Below are 9901 nucleotides of genomic sequence, written 5' to 3'. Positions count from 1 at the left end.
GCGACTGTCTCGACGCGGTGAACTCCGGCGCGCCGGGAGATGTAAACGACGCAGTCGATTGTTTCCGCGATGAGATCGTGCGGCACCTGCGCCGAGGTCTCGCCAATCAGCTGTTCGAGCCGGGAGAGGCCGCCCAGGGCCGAGTTGGCATGCAGGGTGGCGATGCCGCCCGGATGGCCGGTATTCCAGGCCTTCAGCATGTCGAGGGCTTCAGCGCCCCGGACTTCGCCAACAATGATCCGGTCGGGGCGGAGCCGCAGGGTCGAGCGGACAAGGTCTGCCAGCGTGACCGATCCCGGCTGTGTGCGAAGGTGCACGGCATCGCGCGACGTCGAGACAAGTTCGCGTGTGTCTTCAAGGATGACCAGTCTGTCGCCCGTACGGGCAATCTCGGCCAGTAGCGCATTGGCGAGCGTTGTCTTGCCAGAGCCCGTGCCGCCGACAACGAGAATGTTCTCGCGGTCCAGCACGGCTTGCCGGAGGGCCTCGGCATGATGGGCAGCCATCACGCCGGACGAGACATACTCATCCAATGCGATCACCCGGCCGGCAGGCTTGCGGATCGAGAAGCAAGGCCCCGGCGCGACGGGCGGCATCACACCTTCAAACCGCTCTCCGCCCATAGGCAGTTCGGCGGACACGATGGGGGAGGCAGCATCGACGCGGCGCCCCATATGGCTTGCGACGAGCCGAATGACACGTTCGACATCGCCCGCCGTGACGATCAGGCCGGACTCCTTTCGGCCAGATCCATGCCTTTCGATCCAGAGCCGCCCATCGGGATTGATCATGATTTCGACAACGGCAGGATCATCCAGCGCCGCGACGATCTCGCTGCCCAGTGCCGTGACCAGCATGGCGCGTGTCCGTGTCTGGCTTGTCGCGTCACGCATCGGCTCGCACCTCGCCCAGGAGTTCAGAGGCGGACTCGCCATCAAACCCGGAAGCCTCTTCCGTCACGTCTTCAACGGCGTTCTGGAGAATGCGCTGGCCCGACCGGAGGGCTTCAGCGACCTGCCGCACGAAGAGATCGAACCGCATGTCGCCCTTGGCGCGTGCGGCCTCGACCTGGTTGGCTGGCACAGGCGGCGTCACCGTCAGGAAATAGTGGACGAATGTCGCGAGCGTTTCGGCAATGACCAAATTATCCCGTTCGATCCGACCGAACTGGCGCGTCAGCCGGTCGAGCCGGCGATTGATGGCGGCTTCACGCTTGTTATCCGCTTCGCCCGCCCTGTAGGCCGTCAGCGCCCGGTCAACGATGACGCTTTCAGAAAGACCTGGGCGTTTGGCCATGGCCTTGAGCGAGTGATAATTCTCTGGTGAAATATAAGGCTGGATGCGGGGCTTCATTCGCCATTCCCCGTCAGGTCAATGCCGGTCGCCTGTTCGAGACTGTCGGCCTGTACGAGCGCATCGAAGAGGCTGGCCTGCAGGGGAGCGCGTGCCCTGCCTTGAAAACCACCGGACTTTACAGGGCGGGCAGACCGGGCCCGGTCTTCAGCCACACTGCGCTCTTGTCGCCGGCCCAGGCCATCGGCGTCCGGTTCCAGATCGTCAGCCTGCATCAGGCCTTCATGGATGGTACGAACGTCGCTGCCCCAATCATTCTCCCGCGCCTCCGGAATACAGGCCGCTGCACCCGGTGCTTCTTTAAGGCGTTCTGTAAAGTTCCGGTCTTCATAGTAGCGCAGCTTCAGCGCCCGCACGGGCGGGGAGCCCGCGACAAGGACGAGCTCCTGATCGGACGGCAGCTGCATCACTTCGCCTGGCGTCAGCAGCTGGCGGGCAGTCTCCTGGCGCGACACCATCTTGTGCGACAGCCAGGGGGCGAGCCGGTGGCCTGCATAATTCTTCATGGCGCGCTGTTCGGTCTTGGTGCCGAGCGCATCGGATATCCGTTTCGCCGTGCGCTCGTCATTTGTCGCGAAGGCGACCCTGACATGGCAATTGTCGAGAATGGCGTTCGAAGGGCCATAGGCCTTCTCGATCTGGTTCAGCGACTGCGCGATCAGGAAGGCCTTGAGCCCATAGCCAGCCATGTAAGCCAGCGCGCTTTCGAAAAAGTCGAGCTTTCCGAGGGCCGGGAACTCATCCAGCATGAACAGGACCCGCCGCCGGGTCTTCGGCGCGGCCACCGACACTTGAGGCGCGAGCAGCCCGCAGGCTCTCAGAGTATTCGCCACAATAGATATGCTGCGCGAGACCTTGAATGGACTGACATCGAGATGCTCGGTCAGGCGCCGGCCCACCTGGTTCAGGATGAGGCGCATGAGGGGTTTCGTGCGTGAAAGATCCGATGGCGGTACAACGAGATAGAGCGACAGGGGCCGATCACCCGACACCAGGTCATCAATCCGGAAATCACTCCGCGACGTTACTTCGGCAATGACCGGATCGGCGTAAAGGGCGAGAAAGCGCAAGGCCGTGGAGAGCACGCCCGAGAGCTCGTTTTCGGTCTGGTTAGACATTTCTCTCGCCTTGGTCGCGACAATCGGGTGAACGCGTGGCGCTTCATTCGTGCCGAGGTGATTGGTCCGCTTCATGATCTCGATTGTCGTCCGGAATGTCCGGTCGGGGTCGGCGAGGAATGTGCCGACCCGAGCGAGCGTCTTCTCAGGCTCGGCGTAAAGGACGTGCAGGATGGCGCCGGTCAGGAGGGACTTTGCCTTGTCCACCCAATGCCCTGGTTCTTCGACGACACCGCGCGGATCGACGAGGATATCAACAATGTTCTGGACATCGCGGGCTTCATTAAGCCCTCGGCGCACTTCCATCAGCGGATTGAAATGAGCCGAGACAATATCGGTCGGATCGAACCGTACACAATGCGAAAACTCCGAGCGCCAGCCGGAGGTCAGCTGCCAGTTCTCCCCCTTGATATCGTGCACCAGCACCGAATGCGGCCAGGAGAGCAGGGTGGGCACGACAAGCCCGACGCCCTTGCCGGAACGTGTCGGCGCAAAGGCCATGACATGATCTGGCCCGTCATGGCGCAGGTACGCGCCTTCCGTTTGGCCGAGGAACACGCCGGCCGGCTTCAGCAGTCCGGACTTGCGCAAATCCTTGCTTTCCGCCCAGCGCGCCGAGCCGAAGGTCGAGACCCGCTTGTCCCCCCGGGCCCGCAGGATCGATCCCGTCACCGCGATCACGATAGCAGCAATGCCGCCAGACCCTGCGATCATACCGCCGCGTTCAAACACATCCGGCGCATAGGCATCAAAGGAATACCACCAGCCGAAAAAGGCCCAGGGCACATAGACCGGCATGTCCAGAATGACGAAGAGCGGCTCACCGAACCGAGGCGACCAGCCAAGCGACCAGGCCGTCCACTCGGTCGCGCACAAGAGCGCCAGGAGAACGACGAACAAGACGAGAAGGATCTGCCAGAAGAGGTGCGTGCCATGTTTCATGACACCGAACCTGACCAATCAGCCTCTCAGTCTCCAGAGAGGGAATTGGGGAAAATCTGTGGGGTATTCTGAAGGTTTGGGAATAGCCGAGTGGTAAGTGTGAAGTTCTGGGAAAAATTCGTAGGGGGTGATAATAGATGGCGGGAGTAGGCGCAGCCGAACCTTGGGAGAGCGACTATTCTTCTTTATGTGCGCTAAGGGCGAAGCCTTAAGTCTTGCGCGAGGGATCGAAGCCGACTGGTCGGGACCGCCCCTGACGGACCCTGTTTACTAGAGCCCGGCCCGAAGGTCGCGCCCAGTACAGTTCACAGTCATTTGTTTTATACAACCAAGGATATCATCCCATTCGCGCACTTAACTCAATGAATTTCGCGCTCGAACGCAATGATGGCTTCGCCTCTCCAATCCGCTCTAAGGCGGCCTGGGTGCCATAGGGCCATAAAGACACGCTTTCCGGCAAGACGGCATATAGCAAATCCAAGAGTTCATCTGGATGCTGTAGGGCGATAGAATCTTCCGATTTTCTAAGCTCCGGGATGAAAATGCGATCATCATCTACGCGCGAGACCAATCCTGTTACAAGTTTTGCCACCTCTGGAAAATTTGCCTTTTGAGAAAGCGCGAGTTCAACCAGTCTTGCAGAAATGTCCTTCGTGCGGATGGATTTTTGCTTTGGCCAAACATCGCGTAAAAACTCCGGAACGCTGGCGGACCATTCATTTCCGTCCTCAGCCCACCTATCCAGCGTCCAGAGCGTGTGTCGGCGATACTCTGCACTCCCCTGCAACAAGAAGGTTCGCAGTTCTGAGCTTGAAACCAGCCGCTCGCCAGAACTTTCATCTTTCGAGTGCCAGCCGGCTAGCAGGATGCCGGACAACACTTCCATGTGCTGTCTCTTTTGGGTGGGCCTTCCTTGCAGGCGTTCGACAAGCTTGGGCTTTAGGCGAGCAAAAAGTTCTGCGCTTGGGGTCTGTGCCCGCCAGAAGAAACCAGCCCATAATGCATCACCATCGATCTCTGGCTCATAGTTTGTGTCTAGAACGGCGAGCAGTTTTTCTTCCGTCCATTCTGGATCAACGTAGTAGAAAAATCGAAGACCATAACCAAATAATACCAGGGCAAACCGCCTGGAATCCCCAGGAAGGGAAAGAAGTTGCTCTGCTTTCAAACGCCATTGATCCGGCAATCCTTCTCCTTTCTCGAATGTCTTCTTCAAAGTGTGAGACAACAGGAATTCTGCGAGGTTTCCTGCAGGAGAATTTATGGCTTCAGTTGACCAGTCGGGTTCTTCTTCCTCACGGACCAACGTCGAGCGCTGAGTAGATTCTTCTTCCACGAGAGCGAGGGTTAGTCTGTTCCAAAGTTCATCAAACAAAGAGAAGTCTTGATCCTTCAAGGCTTCCCCATGCTTTTCAAACCAGTCAGATGCACTCAATGCGATTTGCGCAAGACGTTGGTTTGGAAGTTTTAAAAGCGACTGAGCTATTTGCGCAAGCAGCGATGAATCATCGTCTTTTCGAATATCAGTACGAAGGAATGTGTTCCAGAAGCTGGGCTGGAACTCGTCCTCCGACGCAGCATGGGCATCAAGTGCTTCAAGCGCGCATTCAGGTTGATCGGTGCTCAGTCCGAGGAACGGGTTGTATTCCACCAAGCGGCCGACCGGGCGTCGGTCCATGGAAAGAATATGCGGAATAATGTCCTCGGCGGACAGAGACTTGATCTCATCAAAGGAGGTTTCCGTGCGGACCCAACCGCCGCCACCATCTAAAGATCGGGCTGCTTTCAGCGCATATTCAGGTTTCCATTCCGGTGCGGACTGCTGGAGACGCTCTGTCTTTGCAGTCAGGTCGAAATCGAACGCACAGCCTTGGCTTGCTAGCCAGTGCAGCCTGTTCAGCACGATATAGGCCATGCGTTCCTTGTAGGCAGTGCGAGTTTCTTTCTTCCTTTTTGTCGGCCCTTTTAAGATGCGGCGTCCAATTTCGCTGCGATCCGCATCAGAAAACTCGACCCATCTTCTGGCCAAGCCTAACAGCAGGTCCCTGTTACCTTTGAATGGCCAGAAACTCTCGTCATCGAGCGAGCAGACCAGAAGTGCGAATTCATTAGCGGGCACCAAGTCGAGCAGGCCCATTCCCCAGACTTTCAGACGCCCAAAAATGGTCTCTGAGGTCGTCCATGATCGCAGTTCACCTGACGCCTCGATAGGATGCAGAACGGCATATCGCCGAAAAAGGCCGACGAAATGCAGAACATGTCCGGATAGCTTGTATTGGCGATGAAAGTCATCATCACCCTCATCTTCACCACGTTCATCGGGCTCAATCGAACAAATATCGATATCGTAGGAGTAGCGGGTCTCCAGGTCGGACGCGAGATGTAGCGCATCACGCAGCTTGCCAATCAGGGGAGCTAAATAATCATCCGGAACCTCGACCGAACGAATGCCCTCAAAATACTCTACCGCAACCTGTACCAAATCGCGCTCTCTTAGCTTTCGGCGACCATCAGGAGGAATAGGGCTTCTCCAAACACTCTGGAGCTGAAGATAAGGAGCAAAATAGCTTGCGTACTCGCGCGCCAAGGGCTCGTGCCACCCTGTTGCTTTTGCGCGCAACTTTAGTTCATAGCTCAGGTCGCGGTCTTCGCCTTTGAGGGCGTGATACTCACGAATTGTTCGCCAACTATCAGCGACAGGCTGTGTCGTGTTTGCAGAGGTTTGGGTGTCGAAATCTATTCTCAGCCGCGACAAGATATCAGGGTGCAGGGCATTCTGTTGGCCTGCCCACCAAGTGCATGCAGGCTCATGTGCCACCATAGCAATCCAACTTGCCAGATGAGAAATTCTGATAGGCAAAACAGGAAGATGCTCTGCGTAGTAACCACGCAAAAAAGAGACCTGGTTGAGTTGGATGGACTTCAGATCGTTCGGAGAAGGTTCCAACCCGTTCCAGGCTTCTTCAGGCATACGACCGCGTCGAGGTGAATGATCGTCGGGCGCGCGAGGCGATGCATCACAATCTAGACGATAACGTGGATGGGGATCGACAATGGGGCCGCCGCTAAAGCGGCCCGCAATGGAACGGGGCTCACCGAAGCGCACATACGGGTCAAACACGCAGAGCCATTCAGACGGCAATGATGGACGAAACGAAGAAAATGCTTTTGCACCATCCTCATAGCTGACAATGTGCGCCACCATTCCGCGTTCGTGCGCTTCGAGTGAGCGGGGCCCTTTCTTTGCTTTTTGAAGAATGGACTGTCGCCACTTTTGTGGGTCTTTTGAGCGTTGGGTCCAGGCATCCAAACTTAACCAAAGTCGATCATATCCGACGTCATCATCAGTCCTGAATGTGATCGCCGTAACACCTTTCTCATCCCACGCAGCAACGGCTTCATCGTCCGGAATTGATTGAAACGCATATGCCTTGTTCTTCAGGCCTTTAGATTGTTGGAGACCTTCAAGCAAATATCTGATTGGCGGGTCATCGGCTGAATAGCCGAGAAATACGGCAACGTATCGATCTAGAATTTTCCGTACAAAATCGCGCGCCCAGCCGAGCGCTAGATATGCATCTCCAAGCTCCGCGCTTGATAGAACAAAGCCATCATTTTCTGGCCCCGAATAATCAGAATTGACCATCCCATGAAGGTGCACAACCCCCCAATCGGCTTCGTTAAACTCGACATGTGGGAGATTCGAGCGTGTGGCGTATTTCAGGCGGCGACCACCAGCCTGTTCAAACAAAAAGTCAAAGTTTGTGGTAATTAGCCTGAGTTCGCCTGTTTGCAGCGTAGCTAACTTAAGCACTGTTCTGTGAGCGGAGAAATCAACCGGTTCTATAGGCCTTAACGAATTCGCTACGGCCTCTCCGATCAGGTCATCTGTAAAATCTCGCCTCAGCTGGCCGAAGACGCGGTCTGATGTAGTCAGACCCTTGATACCATAGTCGGTCTCGATTTTCCCGGAGGCTGTATGAAATAGGCGCGCTTTATTGTCAGGTGGTGCACCGAGGTGATCCAGGACCTCCTCAGTCAATTGTGCGAAATCGGGCAAGCCCGCCTTGGCTCGTGAAACACCGGCCCCGCAAAAAAACACGGTCCTGCCTTCGTCATGCGCCCGCAATAATTCATCGGGAAAATCGATACCATCTGCCAAAAAACGCATTTTTCCCCCGCATCTACGATTCCGTAGTGTACCTGTTTCGTTCCATGTGTCACGGGAAAATACTAGGTGGAAAAGCAATGTTGGAATTTGCTTGGATGTATCGGCTCAGCATGTCGATGAGCCGGGTGCCCAAGGAGAGAATTGATCGGTTAGGCCCGACCACTGATAATACTGTGTTAAGTTGTTAATCGCGCTTTGGGGTTAAGTCTGCATTGTCGTCAGACCAATTTCCGCTTTTCGGGTAAGAACGAGTTAAACGGCAAGATTTGGTATTGGCATTAATCCACCATCCCGATTCCGCGCCCTAACGTCCACGAAATTTTTCCCCCACGCACAACTCCAGACACCGCCATCCCGCGCCGCTGTTCCAGCACCTGTCGCCAGGGCACAATCGTAAAATCCCGCTGCCGCTCAATGAGCGCAAACTTCCCACTGACTCGGCTCACCGGCTCGCGGTAAATGCCCTCAACATGTCCCCGCTCCGGGGCTGGCGAATAAGGCTTCCTGATCTCCTCAGCCAGCGTCCGTCCGGCTTGCGCCAAGTCACGCTTCAGCAGGTCCGTCTTCTGCGCCGCGGTAAGTCCGATACCGGCCTCCACCTTCATTCCAATGCCAGCCAGAAATGCGCGCCGGTTTGCCTGCGCCTCAGCCACCTCCTGCCCAAATCCCATCGGCACTCCGGAAGATGGAGGCGCGTCGTCTAGCCAGGTCATTCCGAGCGCCGTTTCCTGCTCTTTCAGACCCAGTTCGGATCGAACAAGAACCTGCGCCGCGCGGTACCGGGCCTGGGTCCGCTCGTATACTTTCGTGCGGTCCAGAAAGTCCCGTGGAATCTTCCAGTCCGTATCGGCCGACCGCTCAACATGCCCAGCGCGCCGAAGGGCCTCAAGTCGCCGCACATGCGCTGCGACATACTCCGGACTTGATCGCGGATCGTCCGCCTGGTGCAGACCCGCCGAGTACACCCCTCCATTCGCCCGCGCGATACGATTGATCGTGATATCCGACGGCTTCGGTTCGAGGTTCGGCTGAGACACCGTTACAATCGCTCCGAGCTTCTGTTCCTCGACGTCTCCCGCGACACCCAACTCCACAAACACTGCACGCCCATCCATCCCGTCGATAATAGCGTAGGCGCGATCATGCGCTTCCCCCGTGAGCCCCGTCTGCAGCACCGCGCCCGTCACGCTTCGCCCGTCCGGGTCCGACTTGTCAAAGATCGCATCCGAGTCCAACCGCCGGCCACCGTGTCCTACGAGCGCGCGGTTCATCGTCTTGATGATGTCGTGCCGCTCGGAAAGCCCGCGCAAAACGTCGCGAAAATTCTCCCGCATCTGCCAGCGCCCAGCTCCGAGCTTCCGGGCGAGTCCAAGCCGCTCCAGAGTCCGAAGCCGCGCGGCATGTAGAGTGCGATACTGTGAGGGACTATCCATCAACCGGAACTCATGTTCAGGACTGACCTTCCGCGCGATGAAGTGATCAATCCGCGTCACGCGCTCGGCAGCGATATCCGATTGAAGTTTCCGCTCCTGCTCGAGCCGGGTTTCAGGCCCGAGTTCAAGTATCACCAGGTCCTCGGCGCGTTCCCGAATGCCATGCGAAATATACGCCCGCGGCATAACAAGATCAGAGCCATCTTCGCGCCGTCCCCGGATGACCAGATGCGCATGCGGTCGGCCCGTATCATGGTGCACCGCGCCCACCCATTCGAGCCGCGTCCCCAGATCAGTTTCCATCTGAGAAACCAGGTCGCGAACGAAGGGCTTGAGGTCTGCCATTTCGGCGCCGTCTTCGGGCGAAACAATGAACCGGAAATGGTGCCGGTCGTCAGTAATGGATTTGACGAGATCGGACGCATTCGCGTCCTCACTCATCGCATCGAAGAGTTTCCCGCGATCCTTCTCCTCAAGGGCCGCGTCCCGCCGGATATATCCGATATGTGCAGCGAGAGCCGTCACACTCGACGCGGACATCCGGACGATACGTGCCTTGACGATCACGCGCCGCCGTCCGCCGCGCAGCGCGGCTCGTGGCCGGGCGGGCAGGGCAGTCCTGCGGACCCCGCCTGCGGAGGACAGCGCCTTCGTCATCCGCGTGAGGTAGGTCTTCGCGCGTCCCCCTGATCCGGCCGAACGAATCCTGCCAGGTCTGGGCGTGAAAGGATTGTCCGGCGGCGTGCTCATTCGGGCCGATCCGGGGGAAAACGGGCCTCATTATGGGTATGGAACCATGCCAATCTGTTGTCGCCATTGGGAATCGCATCTGACCGCAGAGCTGCATCCTGAGGCGTGGAACCATAAAAATCGATGTGCAGACA

Annotated in this window: 5 protein-coding genes; all 5 read right to left on the bottom strand. The window is 57.4% G+C overall.

The genetic code is table 11. The annotated features are described in order from the left end of the window. Positions 1 to 893: P-type conjugative transfer ATPase TrbB (gene trbB, locus HY30_RS13935; RefSeq protein WP_034741862.1), on the bottom strand; the 893-nt coding region annotated here is incomplete at its 3' end. Continuing rightward, positions 886 to 1353, bottom strand: coding sequence for a hypothetical protein (locus tag HY30_RS13930; protein WP_034741860.1), 468 nt, complete (start codon positions 1351 to 1353; stop codon positions 886 to 888). The genes trbB and HY30_RS13930, both read right to left, overlap by 8 nt. Beyond that, positions 1350 to 3413: an IncP-type conjugal transfer protein TraG gene (gene traG, locus HY30_RS13925; protein WP_051615504.1), complete on the bottom strand. Its 2064-nt coding sequence runs from the start codon at positions 3411 to 3413 to the stop codon at positions 1350 to 1352. The genes HY30_RS13930 and traG overlap by 4 nt, the downstream gene beginning before the upstream one ends. Positions 3414 to 3750: 337 nt before the next feature. After that, on the bottom strand, positions 3751 to 7584 hold the full coding sequence (locus tag HY30_RS13920; RefSeq protein WP_034741857.1) for an SIR2 family protein: 3834 nt from the start codon (positions 7582 to 7584) through the stop codon (positions 3751 to 3753). A gap of 278 nt (positions 7585 to 7862) precedes the next feature. After that, entirely contained in the window at positions 7863 to 9767 is a 1905-nt protein-coding gene (locus HY30_RS13915) for a DUF3363 domain-containing protein (protein ID WP_034741854.1), read from the bottom strand. Positions 9768 to 9901: the final 134 nt, after the last annotated feature.

It is taken from the genome of Hyphomonas chukchiensis (assembly GCF_000682695.1).
GTDB classification, from domain to species: domain Bacteria; phylum Pseudomonadota; class Alphaproteobacteria; order Caulobacterales; family Hyphomonadaceae; genus Hyphomonas; species Hyphomonas chukchiensis.
Note: the sequence above shows the minus strand (reverse complement) of the source record. Positions and strands in the feature narration are given on the sequence as shown.

Coding starts and splice junctions, on each gene's coding strand:
- HY30_RS13930 (WP_034741860.1), bottom strand. CDS start 1,353: ATGAAGCCCCGCATCCAGCCTTATATTTCACCAGAGAATTATCACTCG.
- traG (WP_051615504.1), bottom strand. CDS start 3,413: ATGAAACATGGCACGCACCTCTTCTGGCAGATCCTTCTCGTCTTGTTC.
- HY30_RS13920 (WP_034741857.1), bottom strand. CDS start 7,584: ATGCGTTTTTTGGCAGATGGTATCGATTTTCCCGATGAATTATTGCGG.
- HY30_RS13915 (WP_034741854.1), bottom strand. CDS start 9,767: ATGAGCACGCCGCCGGACAATCCTTTCACGCCCAGACCTGGCAGGATT.